Below are 17,562 nucleotides of genomic sequence, written 5' to 3'. Positions count from 1 at the left end.
CGGAGCAAGCGTCCTGCGAGCAAGCGCGCGGGCCGGCCAGGGGCTGGAGAATCCGGTGTTTATACCTTTCTCGCGACCACCATGTAGTTCTCGGCCTCAAGGTCGAACGTGCTCAGTTCCGGCTGGAGTCCGACCCGGTGCAGGTCGACTTCGAGTTCCTCGTACCGGTAGGGCCAGCAGGACAGCACTTCCGAGCGGACAAGAACCGAGCCAGTCTCATCAACTTGCGCGATCGCGATCTCGATGTGGTGCTCCTCCTCCCAATGCGGCGCAATCTCCCAGCGGTAGACCACGAGGCCATCGCGACCGTTCCGGCGGACGAGTCGGTCACTGATGTCCAGCCGGGAACCTCTGGCCCTCACGAGTTCCCAGGTGCGGGAGGTGAGTACCAAGCGCCCGCCGGGGCGCAAAAGCCGTGCCATCGATTCCAGAGCAGCACCCCGGCCTGTCGCGCCCGTGGCATGGTGAAGCGAGTTGCCAACGCAGAACACCATGTCGAACGTGTTGTCCTGAAAATGGTCGGGCAACTCTTCCCAGCTCGCCTGTAAGGCCCGGACTGATGCCCCGAACTCCTCGGACAGCTCCGCAGTCCGACGAACCATCGCCTCGCTGGCATCAGTTGCGACCACCTGGATGCCACGACCGGCGAGGCCGACCGCCAACTGTCCCGTTCCGCATGAACAGTCGAGGACGCGAGCGTTCGGCGGCAGGAGCTTGAGGACGTCGTCGAACGTCGCAGCGAACTCGGCTGGAGGCAACTTTGCATCCGTGATGAGCCATTCGTACACCTCGGCAAGCACGTCATAACCCGTCACAACCACTACCTCCATCACGCGGCAGACTCGCGGTAGGCCGGCAGTCCATCAACGCGGCGAGCCGGGCACCAACTGGTTTTCGCAAGGAGGGCTCTCGTCGGCGACACCGACCGGTAGCGGCCCCGCGATATCAGCGGAGCAAGTAACTCCCACTCCCGATCAGTGAGTTCATGGCGCGGTATCACCCCACCCACCGATCCTTGTGCGGTCTTGGTGAGCCCTGATAGGACTGTGACGCGCTGTCACCGTCACATGTTCGATTCTGCGGGGGTTGCATGTGGCCGCCACGGCCTTGACTTCTTCGCCTCAGCCGCGCCCGCGCGCCCCGCGTACCCCGCGCCCTCCTCGGCACCGGCTTCCCGCCGTCGTCAGGCGCGCCGCGCAGCACGGGCCGGCGCTCCTCGCCGTCGCCGTGACCGTCCTGCTGTGTGCGACGGCGCTGGCCGCGCTCGCGGCGCTGGCCGGGAGTTCCGTGCAGGACGGAGCCGTACGGCGGCTGGCCGGCCGTATCGACGCGCAGGCGAGCGTCAGCGCGTCCTACCGGACCGGCGGAATGGCCGCCGCGGACCGGGATGTGCGGGCTGCCGTCGAGCGGGTGTTCGCCGGGGTGCCGCAGCGGACCTACGTCGGGCTGCTGGGTGTGTCGCCGGTCTCGGTGACAGGGATCGGAGCGGAGGGTGGGCCGCCGCGTGTTCCCGGGGCCGGTGGACTGCACCCGGTCGCCGTCCAAGACGCGGGCCGGTTCGGGACGTTGGTCTCCGGGCGGTGGCCAGCCGGTACGGCCGGGGCCACCGCCGCCGCGTTCACCTCCCTCCCCGAGGTCCGGGTCGGCGCCGGATCCACCGCACCGGTGGACGCTGCGGTGCCCGATGCGCTGGCCCGACGTCTGGGTGCCGGACCCGGCACCGCCCTGCGGGTGGAGGACGCCTTCGGGCGGGCCGTGACGGTACGGATCACCGGTGTTTTCCGGGCGCGTGCCGCCGTCGGGTTCTGGCCGGCCATGGCCGGGGATCTGGCCCCCGGGCAGACCGCTGACCAGCGGCTGCTCGTGGTGTCGGCGTCGGCTCTCAACGGCAGCGCCGCCCTGAACGGGCACCTGACGGCCCACTGGAGCGCGCAGCCCGACTTCTCCCGGATCGACGCGGCCGACCTCGCCGGGCTGCGTGAACGGCTGCGCGCGTTCTCCGGGAGCCGGACGGACGTGTCGGTGTTCGGCGGGCGGCAGCCGTCGCTGGACGACCTGAACGCGGTCTCCGGTCTGCCGGGAGCGATCGACGACCTGACGGTGCCCATGGTGGCGGCCCGGTCCTCGCTGTACCTGCCCAGCGTGATGCTGGCGGCGCTCGCCCTCGCGACCCTGGTCCTGGCCGCACGACAGTTGACGGTGCGTCGGCGTGACGAGCTGGCGCTGCAACGGGCCCGGGGCGCCGGCACCCCGCGGTTGCTGGGGGGCGCCGCGGCGGAATGGGCGCTCACCGGCATCCCGGCCGCTCTCGCCGCGCCCTTCCTGGCCGGACTGCTGCACCCCGGCGCTCGCGGCACCGGTGTGTGGGCGGCGGTGGGGGTGACTCTGCTGGTGCACGCCGCGGCGGTGCTGCTGCCCGTACTGCCGTCGTCGCGGATGCGCTCGGCGCGGGGTGCACGGGCCGCCGCCGCGCAGCGGCTGGGTGCCGATCTGGCCCTGGCGGTCGTCGCCGTCCTGGGCTATCTGGAATTGCGGCGGCACCACTCGTTGCTGGCCGGTCTGGGGAGCGGCGGCGCGTCCGCCGATCCGGTGCTGGTCCTGGTGCCGGCCCTGGTGGCGGGCGCCGCGGCGCTTCTTCTGTTACGACTGCTGCCGCTGGCCTCCCTCGCGCTGGACGCGTTCGGGCGTCGTAGCCGGGGTGTGGTCCTCGCACTGGCCGGCTGGCACCTGGGCCGGCGGGCCGCACGCAACGCCGGGCCGGTGGTGCTGATGTGTCTGGCCGTGTCGGTGAGCGCCTTCGCGACCACCGCGCTGGCCTGCCTCGGCGCCCTGGCCTCCGAGGAGGCCGCGTTCACGGTCGGCGCTGACGTGCGCATCTCGCCGTCCGCGGACGGCAGTTACCCCTCCTCCGTACTGGGCTCCGCCTATCGTGCGCTGCCCGCCGTGACCTCCGTGACGCCGGTGACGCGGGCGACGGTGAACCTGCCGGGCGGCGCCACCGAGGACCTGTTCGGCACGATCGGCGGCCCCGCTCCCCGCACCCCCTCGGCGGACGTCCACGGGCTACGGCTGGCCGGGCGTCCGACCGCGCTGCTGCTGGACGAGCGGCTGAGCAGTGACGGCAGCCGGGCGGCACCGGGCCTGCGGCTGACCGTGCAGGACGCCGCCGGGCTCGTCAGCACGGTGACCGCCCGCCTGCCCGCCGCCGACGGAGCCCGGCACACCGTCGTCGTACCCCTCGACGTGCCGTTGAGCGGCGGCCATCCAAGGCAGTACCCGCTGACGCTGACCGCCGTCAGTCTCCTCCCCCAGCCGGGCGTCCGTCCCGCGCGACTGGAACTGGAACTGATCCGGGTGGGCGCGCGCGGCACCGCGGACACCTGGGAGAGCCGGCTGCCCGGTGGGCAGGCGTGGGCCGACGGCACCTCACATGCCTCCGACTCCACCGCGGGCGCGTGTGAGGGTAAGCCCACCGGCGGCTACGAGCCCGGCACCCCGGGGGTGTGCGCCATCGCTCCCGGCGGTTCCGGGGTGCTTCGGACCACGGTCAGCACCGGCATCCGGCCCGCCCAGGACGTCGATGACGTCCTCGGCGGGGGCCTGTCCGAAAGCGACTACGACACCCGGCCCGCCGGTCAGGTGCGATTCGTCGCGGGCCCGGTCGGCCGTCCCGCGCCGCTTCCGGTGCGCGCCGACGCCGCGGCGCTGAGCGCCGCGCGCCTGAGCGTGGGCGCCACCACGACGCTGGATCTGGGGAGCGCCCGGATCACGGCCAAGGTGGTGGGCCGGGTCGACTCACTGCCCGGACTGGGCCGCGAACAAGGGCATCTGATCGCCGATCAGCGCCGGCTCGCCGCCGCGATGACGCGCGCGGGTGCCGACCACGTGGATCCCGCGTTCTGGTGGCTCAGCAGCACCGACAGCGCCCGTACGGCCACCGCCGCCGAGGCGCAGCCCGCGCTGGGCCGCGTCACCACCACGGCGCGTACGGCCGCCTCCCTCCAGGCGGACCCGTTCCGCAGCGGCCTGCGCCGGGCGCTGGAACTGGTCCGCTACGTCGCCCCGGCCTTCGCGGTCATCGCCTTCACCGTGCACGCCGTGGTCTCCATCCGGCAGCGCCGCAAGGAGTTCGCCCTGCTGCGGGCGATCGGCGTGCGCACCGGAAACCTGTCCGCGCTGCTGAGCACCGAGCAACTGGGGCTCACCCTCTTCGCGGTGGTCCCCGGGGCGCTGATGGGCATGGCCCTCGCGTCGGCGGTACTGCCACTGGTCACCGTGGACGACAGCGGACAGACCCCCTATCCCCCGCTGCCGCTGGTCATGCCCTGGGCGACCGTGGCGCTGTTCACCGTGGGCACCGCCGTCCTCATCAGCGCGGTCGTGTCGGCGCTGGCCCGGCTGCTGTCACGGGTCGACCTGGTACGGGTGCTGCGAGCGGGTGAGGACCGTTGAGCACGCGGCCCGGTACGACGACTGCCGGCAGCCCCGGACATGACCGGAGAGGACGGACCGTGAGGCGACCCGTGGGCGCGGCGGTGACGCGGCGCCTGATACGCAGGGAGACCCGGGGCGATCTGCCGTTGCTGGCCTGCCTGGCGGCCGTGGTCCTGGTGCTCACGGCGCTCTGTGCGTGGGTCCCGGCGTTCGCGGGCGGCCAAGAGGACCAGGCCCTGCGGCAGCGCGTGACAGCCTCGCAGGAGCAAGCGCCTCTGATCAGCCTGAGCACCACACCCCAGGTCTTCACCACCGTGCCGCCCGCGCTGAACGCGGCCGGCCTGCTCGACGCCGGCCGCACCCTCACCGAGCAGCTCACCGGCCCCGCCGCAGGCCGGGTGACCGTCACCGGCGGCAGCTACGACTACGAGCAGGCGTCCCTGCTCTCACCGCGGCCCCCCGGCCCGGCGAATGCCGCCACCCAGCTGGCGCTGAGCTATCTGCCGTCCGCGCGGGCCCACCTGCACTACGTCAGCGGCCACCCGCCCGCCGATCGCACGCCGCCCGGCACGCCGGCCCAGGTCGCGTTGTCGCAGGCCAGCGCGCGGGCGCTCGGTGTACGGGCCGGCAGCCGGCTGACCCTGGAGTTCGCCAAGACGCCAGGTGTGCAGAGCGCACCACCCCGCGCGACGCTCCTCGTGAGCGGCGTCTACCGCACCACGGCGGCGAGCGACGACTTCTGGTCGGGCCGCGAGAGTCTGGACCAGCCGTCGCGCTACCCGGCCGAGCGCTCCGCGGGCACCGTGCTCGCCGTCCGCGGCCTCGTCGGACTCGACGCGGCGGACCTGCTGGCCGGTGCCGGCGTCGGCGGTCCCCGGATGACGTGGCAACTGCGCGCGGACCTGTCCGGAGCGGCGCTGAACCAGGCGCGCGCACTGACCGGCCCGCTGACCCAGTACAGCGAGGCCCTGAACGAGGCCTTGTGCCAGGGCGTTGACCCGATCACCAGCGACCTCAGCTGCCATGTCGGCGGCCGGCCCACCGCTCCCCTGCTGGTGACCGACTCCCTGACACCGCTGCTCACCGCCTTCACCGCTCAGGACCAACAGGCCAGGCGGCAGGCGACGTTCGCCGTCGACGCGCTGGCCGCGGTCGCCCTGGCCACCGTCACGGTCGCGATACGGCTGCTGCTGCGCCGCAGGCAAGCGCATCTGCGGTTGCAGCGCGCCCGAGGCGCGTCCACCGTGCGGTTGGTGCTGCTGCGCTGTGCCGTCGCCTGGCCGGTGATGGTGATCGCCGCACTGCTCGGCTGGGCCGCCGGAGTCGCCCTCGCCCCCACCGGCACGTCCGGATCTCCCCAACCGATGACCGCGGCCCTCGCCACCTCGGCGGTCGCGCTGACGCTGCCTTTGATGACCTGGCTCGCGGTCCGCGAACCACACAGACCGGGTCGACTGCGGCGCTCACGCCGGAACATCGCCGTCGGCCGACGCGTGGTCCTGGAGCTGACGGTCCTGACAGCGACGGCGGCCGGCGTGGTCGCGCTGCGCTCGCAGGGCCCCGACGGCATTCTCGGCGCCGTGCCGGTGCTGGTGGCACTGAGCGTCGTACTCATCCTGCTGCGCTGCTACCCGTTCGTGCTGCGCCTGGTGCTGCGGCCGGCCCGGCGCAGCCGGGGAGCAGTGGGGTTCCTCGGGGCGGCCCGGGCCGCGCACGACGCCCCGGCGACCGGGCTGGCCCTCTTCGTCCTGGTCCTGACCCTCGGGACGGCCGTGTTCGGCGGCCTCGTGCACCGTACGATCGACGACGGCTTCGCGACGGGCGCGGCCTGGAGCACCGGCGCCGACGCGAGCGCGACCGCGGCCGGGACCGTCACCCCCGCACCGGGCACCCGCGCCACCGGCACCCGGAGCGCCCTCCAGCACCTGTACTCCCTCGACCTGGCAGGACAGGCCGACGGCGCGGAGATCTCGCCAGTCGCCGTGATCGCCGTGGACCCGGAGCAACTCGCCGCCGTAGCACCGAAGTCACCGCTGGCCGCCACTTTGCTGGCTCGGCTGCCCCGGTCCACGGATGCCCGAGCACGCGCGAACGCCGGCCTGCCCTCACTCCTCTCCCCCGACCTGCGGGCCAGAGAGCGCACCGGCGGCTTCACCACCCCGGTCGTGCACGCCGGACAGCGCCCAAGGGATGTGGTCTTCAAGCCAGTTGGCACCCTGACCGCCACCGACCTGCGCGACCCGCTCCTCGGGCCGGTCACGGCACAGATCGCCGCCAACACGCCGCTGCTGATCACCACCGCCGACGCCGCGCGCCTGCTGCCCCCGCAGCCCTCGGGCAGCACCGTCCTGCTCCTCAAGGCCCAGACTCCCGCCGCCGGGGCGCCCGCCGCACTACGGGCGGAGGCGGCCAAGGTGCTGGGCCCACAGGCCCGGATCCGCGTCCGCTCCGAGACGCTGAACGCACTGCGCACCGACGGTCTGACGCGCGGACTGACCACGATCTACGCCGCCACCTCGATCCTGGCCTCCCTCTCGGGCCTGCTCGCCCTTGTCCTCGAACTGACGCTGACCTCGCACGAGCGAAGCCGCACGACCTCGTTCCTGCGCACCCTCGGACTCGGGGGCACAGCGGCCGGGGCCCTGCACTTCCTCCAACTACTGCCCTTGGCACTCGCCTCGGCGGTGGGCGGCATCCTGCTCGGACTGCTCGAACCGCGGCTCATGGCACCGACGTTGGACCTGCGGCAGTTCACCGGCGGTCCCGCCCAACCGGCACTGCACACCGACTTCTCGCTGACCGTCGCGCTCGTCACCGGCGTGACCGCGCTGATCCTGGCCGCCGCGGTCACCGAAGCGGTGCTGGCCCGGCGGCGGGGCCTGGGGGCCGTGCTGCGCCTCGCGTGAAGCCCGCGGATCGACACCCGCGCCACGCCTGCCCTCACGCGCTCAGCGTTCGGGGCCACCGCCTGCCGTGTCCTGCGCATCGGCGCGCGCCCGCCGCGCGGTCTCGTCAGGCCACACGCCCACGTGGTCGCTCTCCAGCACGAGGCGCACCCGCTTGCGCAGGTGGAGACGCTCGGTGAACTCGCTCGGCAGTTGCAGCCGACCACTGCCGTCCAGCACCGCGTACTCCTCCGCGGTGTGCACGTTGACGCCGTCCTCACCGGTGGCGACCCGGCGCAGCACCTCGGTGGACGTACGCCCGTCGCGGATCCCCACGGTGCGCTGCACCTGCTCGGACACCAGCGCGTCGTGGGTCACCACGACCACGGTGACGCCCAGTTCCTCGTTGGCCCGGCGCAGCGCGGCGAAGACCTCGTCGCTGGTGGCGGTGTCGAGCTGGCCGGTGGGTTCGTCGGCGAACAGCACCCGGGGCTCGTTGGCGTTGGCGACGGCGATGGCGACCCGCTGCTGCTCGCCGCCGGAGAGTGTGTCGGGGGTGCGGTCCCGGCAGTGGCCGACGGACAGCAGGTCGAGCAGTTCCTCCGCCCGGCCCCGGCGCCGGGAGCGCTTGATCCCGGCGTACGTCATCGGAAGCATCACGTTCTCGGCCGCCGTGAGGTACGGCAGGAGGTTGCGGGAGGTCTGCTGCAGCACGAAGCCCACCGTGCTGCGCCGGTAACCGAGCCGTTCGCGGCGCTTCATCGCCAGCAGGTCGTACCCGGCGACCTCGGCACCGCCCGCGGTGGGCACGTCCTGGCCGGAGAGGATGCCCAACAGGGTGGACTTGCCCGAACCGGAGGCACCCACCACCGCGATCATCTCGCCCTCGGCCACCGTCAGGTCGAGTCCCTGGAGTGCCTGAACCTCGACACCCTCGCTCTGGTAGATCCGCACCAGGTTCTCGCACACGACCAACCCGGCCTCGCGCTGCGGAGCCGCGGCGGCCGCGGCCCGCCGCCGCAACTCGTCCAAGTCCGGTGCGCCGATCGGCTGTTCGTGGACGGGCACATGGTCCCCCGGGAGGTGCGATCTGCGGACAACGGTGTCAGGCAGGCACCAGGGTAGTGCGGGAGTCGCGGCCAGGGTCCGTCTTCAAAGATCAGCGGATGGTGGGTCATGGCGGGTTGATAAGCCGCCATGAACTCACTGATCGGGAGCGGGAGTTACTCGCTTCGCTGATATCGCGGGCGGCCGCCGGTCGAGCGCGTGTGGCGGACCGGCAGGTCGTCAACGGGATGGTCTGCAAGATCCGGACCGGGATCTCCTGGTCGTTCTGCCGGAAGGCTGTGGTCCGCGGAAGATGGTCCACACCCGCTTCCGGCGCGCTACCGGTAGTTCGTAAAATCCGGTGATGGTGTGGGTTGACGGCAGGTCGGGTTGGTCGTAGGCCGGTGGTTACAGTCAACTGCCTTGCTGGGGCTGAAGATGACCGCTCGCCGTCCGTGTCCGCCTGCGCCGGGGCCGTAACCCCCTCGTCCCGGTCGGAGACTTGTCATGAGCGCACTCCGTAGTGCTGCACGTTCGAGCGAAGCCCTCACGCTTCGGTGATACGACGGACCTTCCGCACCGAAATGCCAGCAACTTTGAGAGCTGAACTACGCTCAACGCAACGGAACTGTCCGGCCGGCCCACACGTCGACAAGATCGTGACGAACATCGACGACGCCCCCTCCGTGAACGAGCTGTCGGCCACCTGGAGCGACATCCAGGGGGACGAAAGTGCCTACCGCGACGACTCGTACGACCGCGAGGTCCGCGACTGCGCCACCCGCCTCGCCGCCGACCCCGGCGCGCCCACCGCCTACGTCTGGACCCTGGGCCTCACACTGATGGCGTCCTACGTGGCCGGGCTGCCGGGTGAGGGAGTTGCCGACGCCGCCCGGGAGGCGCTGCGGGCCACGGACCACGCCCTGCGCGACCACCCCTGCGACCACGCCACGCATCCCTACCGCACCCACGACGCGGAGGAGGACGACTGGCACCTGCCCTTGCTGCTGCGGCTGCTCGCCGACGAGACGGCCGACTGGGACGAGGACCGGCCCCGCGAGGAGTGGCTCTGCCCGCGCAACGTCGCCGGATACGCTCGCATCGCCCTGGACATCCTCGACCCGGGTTCGGTGCCGGACGTCCCGCCCCGGCTCCCGGCGGACATCCGCGGCGACATCGAGAGTCTCTCGGCGATCCTGAACCTCTACCCCGACGGCGACCCCGACGACGACCTCGCCTCTCATGCCGGGAACCTCTCCCTCGCCGCCGACGCGGAGCGCCCCGGACGGCTGCTGGTCGCCAGGGCCATCAGTTGGCACGTCGTCTCCGGCATGGTGCGCAGGAAGTCGGTCCTCGACGACCTGATCGAGGCCGTGGCGAAGACGCTGCCGCACTACGCCGACGCGACCTGCGCCCATGAACGCCACCCGGAGCCGGAGGACAGCGGCCCGGAAGCCGCCGAGTCCGGCCTCAGGCTGAGCAGCCCCGCCGGACGGGAGATATACGAACGCGACCGCGAGGACTGGGGCCACCCTCCCCTCGACGAACTCCTCTGCCCCGTCCACCTGGCGGAGATCGCCCGCGAGACGCTGACGACCCTGCGCGAGGGCCGTGACAAGCTTTTCGGTGACCGTTCCACCGGCCATCTCGACGCCGAGTACCTGCGCGCGGACGGACGGCTGGACATCGAGAAGATCGTCGAACGGCTCGACCACAAACACTGGAACGAGAAGTACGCCGACGACCTGGGCCTGTGGGCCGCCCGTCGTTACGAGGGCGCCGACGTCCGGGAGCGCGTCGTCCTCTTCATCACCGCCTATCAGGCGATGAAGATCTCCTATCCCAGCCCGCCGTACGCCGTGACGCGCGGCGTACTCGACATGATGCGCCCTCTCGCCGCCGCGTCCCGACCGGCCGACTGCGCCCACCCGGACGACCATCCGACCACGCGGTACGTGGACATCCGGCACGGCCTCCCGCAGGTCTACGCCCCCGACGACTTCCCGGCGACCGAGCACTCCCGCAGCCTGGGATCGTGGACGTGCCCGCGCTTCACCGCGATCCTCGCCCAGGGGTGCGTCAGCAGTCTGGAGCGCCTGGACGAGACGGAGGGCGAGGGCGATTACCGGTAGTTCGTTAAATCCGCCGGTGGCGGTATGGGTTGACGGCAGGTCGGATTGGTCGTAGGCCGGTGGTCGGAGTCAACTGCCTTGCTGGAGACTGGAGATGACCGCTCGCCGTCCGTGTCCGCCTGCGCCGGGGCCGTTGGAGGACTACGCGGCCCGGTTCGACGGCCTCTTCCTCAGCCTGGCGCAGCGGCGGGGTTTTCGCGAGTACCTGACCGGGCTGCTGGCGCCGCGGGAGCGGAACAAGACGATCATCTGCCTGGCAGGAGCGGAAACGGTGACCGGGGCGGGGATGCCGGGGTGCAGCGGCTGCAGGGCGTGCTCAGCGGCTGTGCAGCTGACTTCTCAGACCCGGTACCGCCGGATCGGTGATCGCCGCGTACGCGGCGGCCATGTCCGTACCGGGGACGGACAGCAGGGGGCTCGTCCGTGATCTCGCCCGGACCCAGGCCATGCCCTCGCGGGAAGAGATCCGTCGGGTGCGGCGACTGATCGATCGCGTCCAGACCTCTCCCAACACCCTGATCATCTTCGAAGTCTGCGGCGGGGCACTCTGGTAGGAAGAAAGCACCAGCACGCGTGAGACGCGGGGTCGTGAAAGGCAGGCGCTTCCGATGGTGGCAGGCAACAGCTTCTTCGCCGACCTGCTGGCACGCTCCCAGCTGGTCTCCGGGCGTGATCTTGCCGGGCTGGTCTTCGACGCCGGGCAGAGCGTGGGTCTGACAGCCACTGGCGTGTACGTCACCGACCTGCAGCAGACGCGGCTCATCGCTCTGCCCCAGCCCGTCCCCGCCGGGGAGTCCACCTTGGAGATCGACTCCTCTCTGGCGGGACTGGCCTACCGGCTGGAGCACACGCACCTGACGCAGGACGGCATGACCGCGTGGATCCCCATGGTCGACGGCGTCGAGCGCCTGGGCGTGCTCAAGGTCTGCGGCCCCGACCTGTCCGTCCCCGACTGCGAGGCACTGGCCGCAGTGACCGCGCTGCTCCTCGTGTCCAAGTCGTCCCACAGCGACCTGCTGATCGAAGCGGAGCGCCGAAGGCCCATGACGGTCCAGGCCGAACTGCTGTGGTCCTTCCTCCCACCGCGCACGATCGGCACCGCCCAGGCCACCTCGACCGCCGTGCTGGAACCGGCCTACGACGCCGGTGGCGACGCATTCGACCACAGCTTCACCGACCACGGTCTGCACCTGGCCCTCCTGGACGCCATGGGCCACGACCTCGCCTCCGGCGGAGCCAGCGCGGCCGGACTGGCGGCCTGCCGCGCCACCCGCCGCTCCGGCGGCGGACTCACCGACATCGTCATCGCGATCGACCAGATCCTGGACCAATGGTTCACCGACCGGCTCATGACCGCGGTCATCGCCGACCTCGACCTCACCGACGGCACCCTCGCCTGGGTCAACTGCGGCCACCCCCCGCCCCTGCTCGTACGCGACGGGCAGGTCCTGAACCTCCTGCACCGCGAACCCGACCTGCCCCTGGGCTGGAACTTCCACAGCCACACCCCGCCCACCATCCACCGCGCCCGGCTCCAGCCCGGCGACCGCGTCCTGCTCTACAGCGACGGCGTCACCGAGGCCCGCTCACCCGAAGGCGACCTCTTCGGCGAACAGCGCCTCGCCGACACCGTCATCCGCGCCATGGCCGCCGGCGACCCCGCCCCCGAAGCCCTGCGCCGGCTCCTGCAGCAGCTCAGGCGCCACCAGGAACACACACAGTCCGACGACGCCACCATCGTGATGGCCGAGTGGCACCCCACCCCGTAGGCAAGGCCCCGTCGAGCCCGAGTACGGACTCGACTCAACTGGCCGGCGCCGACGAGCGACGCCACCGCGGGCACCGCCACCAGGGCCACGAACACGCCGAGTACAGCTTTGCGCACCACACCTCCTAAAGCGGGCCCTGTTGCGGAAGTGTCGACCGCGCCGCACGACGAGGTCTGATTGCCGCCAGCAAGATCCGCCTGCGGTGATCACACTGGCGACATGACGATGTCATCCACTACGGACTCAGTGACAGCCCTCACCGGCATGTATGCGGCTGAGGCGGAGTACTTGGCGGCAGGAGGCGCTGGCGAGGCTTCGTTCGACCTGCTCGCCCCCTTCTTCGCGCCCGATGTCGAGCTGCATCAAGCAGCTGCCCTGCCCTATGGAGGTACTTGGCGTGGGCACAACGGCATGGCGCAGTTCTTCCTCAGGATGGGAGAGGTGTGGGAGTCGTTCGACATGGTGGAGCAGGAGTTTCTTGCCACCGGTGAGACTGCGGTCGTGCTCACAAAGGTTCGTGCTCGCGCTCGTGCGACCGGGCGTGAACTCAGCTTCCCGATCCTGCAAGCGATCACGGTCAGGGACGGGCGGATCACCGAGGTCCGTCCGTTCTACTGGGACACGCGGGCTATCGCCGACGCCTGCGCCGTGCCGCCGCCTACAGACTGAGGCCGACGGTAAATCCGCTGGTCACAGCCACTGGTTGAGGACTGCCACCCACACGGTTGCCTCGTCGCGGACGGCAGGTTGTCGTATCTCGTGGCCACGGCCCGGTGACGCTTGAGGTCGACAAGCACCTCGCCGGCATCGTCTCCAACTCGTGGGGCGACACCGCGACCGGTCAGGCGTCCGCCCTCGCGACCGTCGGCGACCAACGTTGTGCACAGCTCCCGCGTCCCGACTCGGTCCGGTGCCGCGAACGGCTGGTGCCGCAGCGGGAGAGCTGCGGCACCAGCCGTTTCATGTCCGGCGGATGGAGGCCTGCCCCTCCCCTACGCGGCGGAGATCGCGCGCTTGGCGGTCAGCCGCTGCCGCAGCACCGCGATGCCCACCACCGCGAGCGCGACCACCGTGGACAGCACCACCTGGTCGCGGCCACCACCGGACGCGGTGTCGGTGAGCATGTAGCCGAGGACGAACACGATCAGTGCGATGGTCGCCCAGGTGAGGTACGGGAAGAGCCACATCCGCACGACCAGTTTCTCTGGCGACTCGGCCTGGATGATCCGGCGCATCCGCAGCTGCGAGAAGCAGATGACCAGCCACACGAACAGCGCGATCGCACCGGAGGAGTTGAGCAGGAACAGGAAGACGGTGTCCGGGTAGGCGTAGTTGAAGTAGACCGCCACGAAGCCGAAGACCACCGATGCCAGGATCGCCGTCTGCGGCACGCCCTGACGGGCCGTACGGCCGAAGGCGGCGGGGGCGTCGCCGCGGCGGCCGAGGGAGAAGGCCATACGGGAGGCGGTGTACAGGCCGGAGTTGAGGCAGGACAGGACGGAGGTCAGGACGATGAAGTTCATGACCTGGCCGGCGTGCGCGATGCCGAGCGAGTCGAGCGCGGCGACGTAGGAGCCGTCCTTGGTGATGGAGGGGGAGTTCCAGGGCAGCAGGGTCAGCACGATGAAGATCGAGCCGAGGTAGAAGACGGCGATGCGCCAGATGACGCTGTTGGTGGCCTTGGTGACCGCGCGCTGGGGGTCCGCGGACTCACCGGCGGCCAGGGTGACGATCTCGCTGCCCATGAAGGAGAAGACGACCATCAGCACACCGGTGAGGATGGAGCCGGGGCCGTTGGGCAGGAAGCCGCCGTGCGACGTCAGGTTGGACAGCCCGGCCGTGTCGCTGTGGACGCCCGGCAGTATCCCGAAGACGGCCAGCAGGCCGACCCCGATGAACGCGGCGATCGCCACGACCTTGATCCCGGCGAACCAGAACTCGAACTCCCCGTAGGAGGCGACCGACGCGAGGTTGGAGACGGTCAGCACGACCATCACGATCAGCGCCCACCCCCACTGCGGCACCGCCGGGATCCAGCCCTCCAGGATCTTGGCCCCGGCCGTCGCCTCGACCGCCAGCACCACGACCCAGAAGAACCAGTACAGCCAGCCGATCGAGAACCCGGCCCAGCGGCCCAGCGCCCGGTCCGCGTAGGCGGAGAACGAACCGGAGGTCGGGTTGGCGGCGGCCATCTCGCCGAGCATCCGCATGACGAGGACGACCAGCACGCCGACCAGGGCGTACGACAGCAGGATGCCGGGGCCCGCGGCCGCGATACCGGAGCCGGAGCCGACGAACAGACCGGCGCCTATCACGCCGCCGATGGCGATCATGGACAGATGGCGGTTCTTCAGTCCGGCCTGGAGGCCGGATCCTGCGGTGGGGTTCTCACCGCCGGTCTTGGGGGTGGCGGTCGGAAGAGGGGGACGTGTCTTCATCTCGACATCCAGAGAGTGGGTTCGGTCAGGGGAGGGTGCCGGCGGGTTCGGGCGGGGGTGACCGCGTGGATTTCGCCGCCGGATGGGCGTACGGCCTGGTACGTCGCGGGTGATCACCTGTCGAACGGGGTGACGCCGAGGAAAATAGTTCACGGCGATCAGAAATAACAAGGGGGCCAGATCGTCCGTTTTCCCTGCGACGTCCGAGCCTGACCCCACCTCCGGCCGGGCCTTACCCCAGCTGACCTGCGCATCCCGAGTGGGGGCGGTCCACGGGCGGAGTCTTGTTTAAATGTTCATAGTGCTCTAATTTTTCATGCACCACGGCGGCTGCTCCTTCTGTTGTGACGTCCGCGCCGTGCCTCGGCTGTTCCGGGAAGTCCGGAGACCCCCTCCCGACACCTCCTCCCGGCACCCCCTCGCCCTGGGAGGCCCCATGCACAACGCCTGCCTGATCCGGACCGCCCGCGGCGGCCTCAGCGGTTGCGCCACCGCGTTGAGCGGGCCGTTAGGGTGGCGTCGTGGTGAACGCAGCGGGCAAGTTCGGGCCTTACAACCAGCCGGGTCCGGCACGAACGGCGCCGGTCACCGGTGTGGGACACGCCCGTGCCCTGCCCGGCGGGGGCCAGACCGGATCCGAGCACGTCCGTTCGCGGATCGCGCTGCGCGTGCGCCTGGCGTCCGTGCTCCCGGGTGACCGGCTGCCCGACACCGGTGTCCTCGCCGACGAGCTGGGGATCAGCGAGATCACCGTCCGCCGCGCGCTGGAGGGCATGTGTCAGGACGGCCTGCTCGACCGTCGCCGCGGGCGCGCGGGCGGAACCTTCATCGCGCCGGGCTGGGACGCGGTCGTCGCCCTGCTGCACGACGCCGAGGAGGCGGCCTCGCTCGACTCCTTCCACCTTCTGCTCGAATGCGGCCTCGTGGCGCACAGCGCGGGTGAGATCCCGGCCGAGCGGCTGGATCCGCTTCAGTCGCTGGTCACGGAGATGGACACGACCGACGACTCGACGCGGCTGCTCCAACTGGAGGCCCGTTTCCATCTGGACCTCGCGGAGACGCTCGGCGGCCCCGGGATCCGCGAGTTCGCCGCCGACCTGCTCGGCCAGCTGTGCCTGCTGCAGCCCGCTCCGACACCCGCGGTCGTACGGGCGCGAAACCGCTGCCACGCCGAACTGCTCGTCGACCTCGGCCGTGGCGCGATGGACCAGGCCGTGCGGGCGGTGAAGACACACCAACAGGCACACCAGCGCGCCCACCCGAGCTGACGCCCCGGTCGCACCGCCCCGAGAACCGCCGGCCGGCGCCGACCCCGCACACGCGCCTCGCGCCGCCACACCGCACAAGGAGTTGCATGACCGACCACGGAGCCGTCGGCCCTTCGTCGATGTCGGGTCCCGTCGGCGGCGCGCCCCAGCGCCTGCGCGGCGGAGTCCTCGGCATGGCGGACATCGCCGCCGCCACAATGGCCAACGTCGGCCCGGCCATGAGCTTCTTCTTCGGCTTCGCCTTCCTGGGCACCGCCGCGGGCATCGCCTCCCCGCTGACCATCGTCGCCGCCGGTGTCGCGGTCGCGCTCCTCGGCAACACGCTCGCCCAGTTCTCCCGGGCACACCCCTCCGCGGGCAGCTTCATCACCTTCGTCGGCAAGACCTTCGGACCGGTCAGCGCGGTGACCACGGCCCTGCTGGCCGGCCTCGGCTACATCATCGCGATGGCCTCCGTCATCGCGATCTCGGGCGGGTTCGTACAGATCACGCTCTCCCACTACACCGGCGTCGACCTGCCGTGGATCATCTGGACGCTGCTGCTGACCGGACTCTCGGTCGTACTGATGCTGCGCGGGGTGGTGGTCTCCACCAAGTGGGCCGGCTACTTCTTCGGCGTGGAGATGCTGGTACTGGTGGTGGTCTCGATCGCGGCGCTCGTCAAGCACCATGGCAGTCTCTCCGCCGACCCGTTCCTGCCCGGCCACATCCATCACGGCCTCAGCGGCCTGGCGGCAGGCTTCCCCCTGGCCGTCTACCTGTTCATCGGCTGGGAGAACTCGGCGGCCCTGGCGGAGGAGACGCAGGACCCACGGCGCAACGTCGGCCGTGCCGTGTTCCTCTCCGTCGCCATCATGACCGTGAGCTACATCCTCTTCTCCTACGCCACGGTGACCGCCTTCGACAACGACATGGCCAGGCTCGGCGAAGCCCGCATCCCCTTCATCGACGTCGCCCACGACACCCTGGGCGCGCTGGCGTTCGTCGCCTACGTCGGGGGCCTGACCTCCACCCTCGGCGTACTGATCTCGGGCATCAACTCCCAGGCCCGCCTGGTGTTCAACGCCGGACGCGAGGGACTGCTCCCGTCCTTCTTCGGCTATGTGCACCCCACCCGGCGTACGCCGAACAACGCGATCGTCACCTTCGCCGTCACCGCACTGCTGATCATCGGAGGCTGGGGCCTGGGCCATCTCCTCGGGTCCGGCAGCGGCTCGATGAACCCGGTGGTCTTCTTCACCGAGTCCTCCAGCCTCGGCGCCATCCTGATCCTGCTGGTCTACCTCGCGTCCAACGTCGCCCTGCCGCTGTACTACCGCAGGTACCGCCCGCAGGAGTTCCGGACCGTCCGGCACCTGGTCCTGCCCGCGATCGGCGCCTTGGCCATCCTGGTCCCGCTGTACTACCTCGCCAAACCCGGCCAGCCCGCGCCATACAACTGGTTCCCCTACGCGGCCCTGGCCATCCTGCTCCTCGCCGTCGGCTACGCGGCCCTCCTGGTCCGCCGCGACCCCACGCTGGCTGAACGGGTGGGCTCCATCGTCGCCGACGTGGACTGACCGCAGCCCCGCACGGGCGCCTCTGACACA

The 17,562-nt window shown here is 71.0% G+C and carries 11 protein-coding genes and 1 pseudogene; 9 read left to right on the top strand and 3 right to left on the bottom strand.

Annotated features, from left to right (window positions below):
• Positions 1-59: 59 nt before the first annotated feature.
• A complete protein-coding gene (locus tag CRP56_RS41970) occupies positions 60-815 on the bottom strand; it encodes a class I SAM-dependent methyltransferase (protein WP_097275048.1) in 756 nt (251 codons plus the stop codon).
• Positions 816-1,227: 412 nt separating this feature from the next.
• Between CRP56_RS41970 and CRP56_RS41965 the strand changes: the two genes are divergently transcribed.
• Together CRP56_RS41965 and CRP56_RS41960 are read left to right on the top strand one after the other, a co-directional pair.
• Positions 1,228-4,452: an ABC transporter permease gene (locus CRP56_RS41965; RefSeq protein WP_257041746.1), complete on the top strand. Its 3,225-nt coding sequence runs from the start codon at positions 1,228-1,230 to the stop codon at positions 4,450-4,452.
• Between the two features lie 59 nt (positions 4,453-4,511).
• Positions 4,512-7,340 (top strand): hypothetical protein, encoded by a 2,829-nt coding sequence (locus tag CRP56_RS41960; RefSeq protein WP_257041744.1) that lies wholly within the window; start codon positions 4,512-4,514, stop codon positions 7,338-7,340.
• 42 nt (positions 7,341-7,382) lie between these two features.
• On the opposite strand, the gene CRP56_RS41955 is transcribed toward CRP56_RS41960, so the two are convergent.
• Positions 7,383-8,387 (bottom strand): ABC transporter ATP-binding protein, encoded by a 1,005-nt coding sequence (locus CRP56_RS41955; protein ID WP_373559742.1) that lies wholly within the window; start codon positions 8,385-8,387, stop codon positions 7,383-7,385.
• Between the two features lie 638 nt (positions 8,388-9,025).
• On the opposite strand from CRP56_RS41955, the gene CRP56_RS41945 reads away from it, so the two are divergent.
• From CRP56_RS41945 to CRP56_RS41930, 5 genes and pseudogenes are all read left to right on the top strand, one after another.
• Complete coding sequence (locus CRP56_RS41945; protein ID WP_257041742.1) at positions 9,026-10,498, top strand: hypothetical protein; 1,473 nt, start codon at positions 9,026-9,028, stop codon at positions 10,496-10,498.
• A gap of 94 nt (positions 10,499-10,592) precedes the next feature.
• Positions 10,593-10,793: pseudogene (locus tag CRP56_RS49475) on the top strand (IS701 family transposase); the annotation flags it as partial.
• 67 nt (positions 10,794-10,860) lie between these two features.
• Complete coding sequence (locus CRP56_RS47840; RefSeq protein WP_179851258.1) at positions 10,861-11,052, top strand: hypothetical protein; 192 nt, start codon at positions 10,861-10,863, stop codon at positions 11,050-11,052.
• A gap of 54 nt (positions 11,053-11,106) precedes the next feature.
• On the top strand, positions 11,107-12,267 hold the full coding sequence (locus tag CRP56_RS41935; RefSeq protein ID WP_097273242.1) for a PP2C family protein-serine/threonine phosphatase: 1,161 nt from the start codon (positions 11,107-11,109) through the stop codon (positions 12,265-12,267).
• A 219-nt stretch (positions 12,268-12,486) separates the two neighbouring features.
• The gene (locus CRP56_RS41930; protein WP_179851257.1) at positions 12,487-12,936 is read left to right on the top strand and encodes a nuclear transport factor 2 family protein; all 450 of its coding nucleotides are present in this window, start codon (positions 12,487-12,489) and stop codon (positions 12,934-12,936) included.
• Between the two features lie 323 nt (positions 12,937-13,259).
• Here CRP56_RS41930 and CRP56_RS41925 read toward each other — a convergent pair whose 3' ends face one another.
• Positions 13,260-14,705: an amino acid permease gene (locus CRP56_RS41925; RefSeq protein ID WP_179851256.1), complete on the bottom strand. Its 1,446-nt coding sequence runs from the start codon at positions 14,703-14,705 to the stop codon at positions 13,260-13,262.
• Positions 14,706-15,226: 521 nt separating this feature from the next.
• Here CRP56_RS41925 and CRP56_RS41920 point away from each other — a divergent pair.
• Together CRP56_RS41920 and CRP56_RS41915 are read left to right on the top strand one after the other, a co-directional pair.
• A complete protein-coding gene (locus CRP56_RS41920) occupies positions 15,227-15,973 on the top strand; it encodes a FadR/GntR family transcriptional regulator (RefSeq protein ID WP_097273240.1) in 747 nt (248 codons plus the stop codon).
• Between the two features lie 86 nt (positions 15,974-16,059).
• On the top strand, positions 16,060-17,532 hold the full coding sequence (locus CRP56_RS41915; protein ID WP_179851255.1) for an APC family permease: 1,473 nt from the start codon (positions 16,060-16,062) through the stop codon (positions 17,530-17,532).
• Positions 17,533-17,562 lie beyond the last annotated feature (30 nt).

Origin of the sequence: Streptomyces sp. TLI_55, from assembly GCF_900206255.1 — a bacterium.
GTDB classification, from domain to species: domain Bacteria; phylum Actinomycetota; class Actinomycetes; order Streptomycetales; family Streptomycetaceae; genus Streptomyces; species Streptomyces aquilus.
This window is presented reverse-complemented; position numbering and strand designations above follow the sequence as displayed.

Excerpts from the sequence above, each read along its gene's own strand:
- CRP56_RS41935 (WP_097273242.1), top strand. The coding sequence starts at position 11,107 with ATGGTGGCAGGCAACAGCTTCTTCGCCGACCTGCTGGCACGCTCCCAG.
- CRP56_RS41915 (WP_179851255.1), top strand. The coding sequence starts at position 16,060 with ATGACCGACCACGGAGCCGTCGGCCCTTCGTCGATGTCGGGTCCCGTC.
- CRP56_RS41930 (WP_179851257.1), top strand. The coding sequence starts at position 12,487 with ATGACGATGTCATCCACTACGGACTCAGTGACAGCCCTCACCGGCATG.
- CRP56_RS41925 (WP_179851256.1), bottom strand. The coding sequence starts at position 14,705 with ATGAAGACACGTCCCCCTCTTCCGACCGCCACCCCCAAGACCGGCGGT.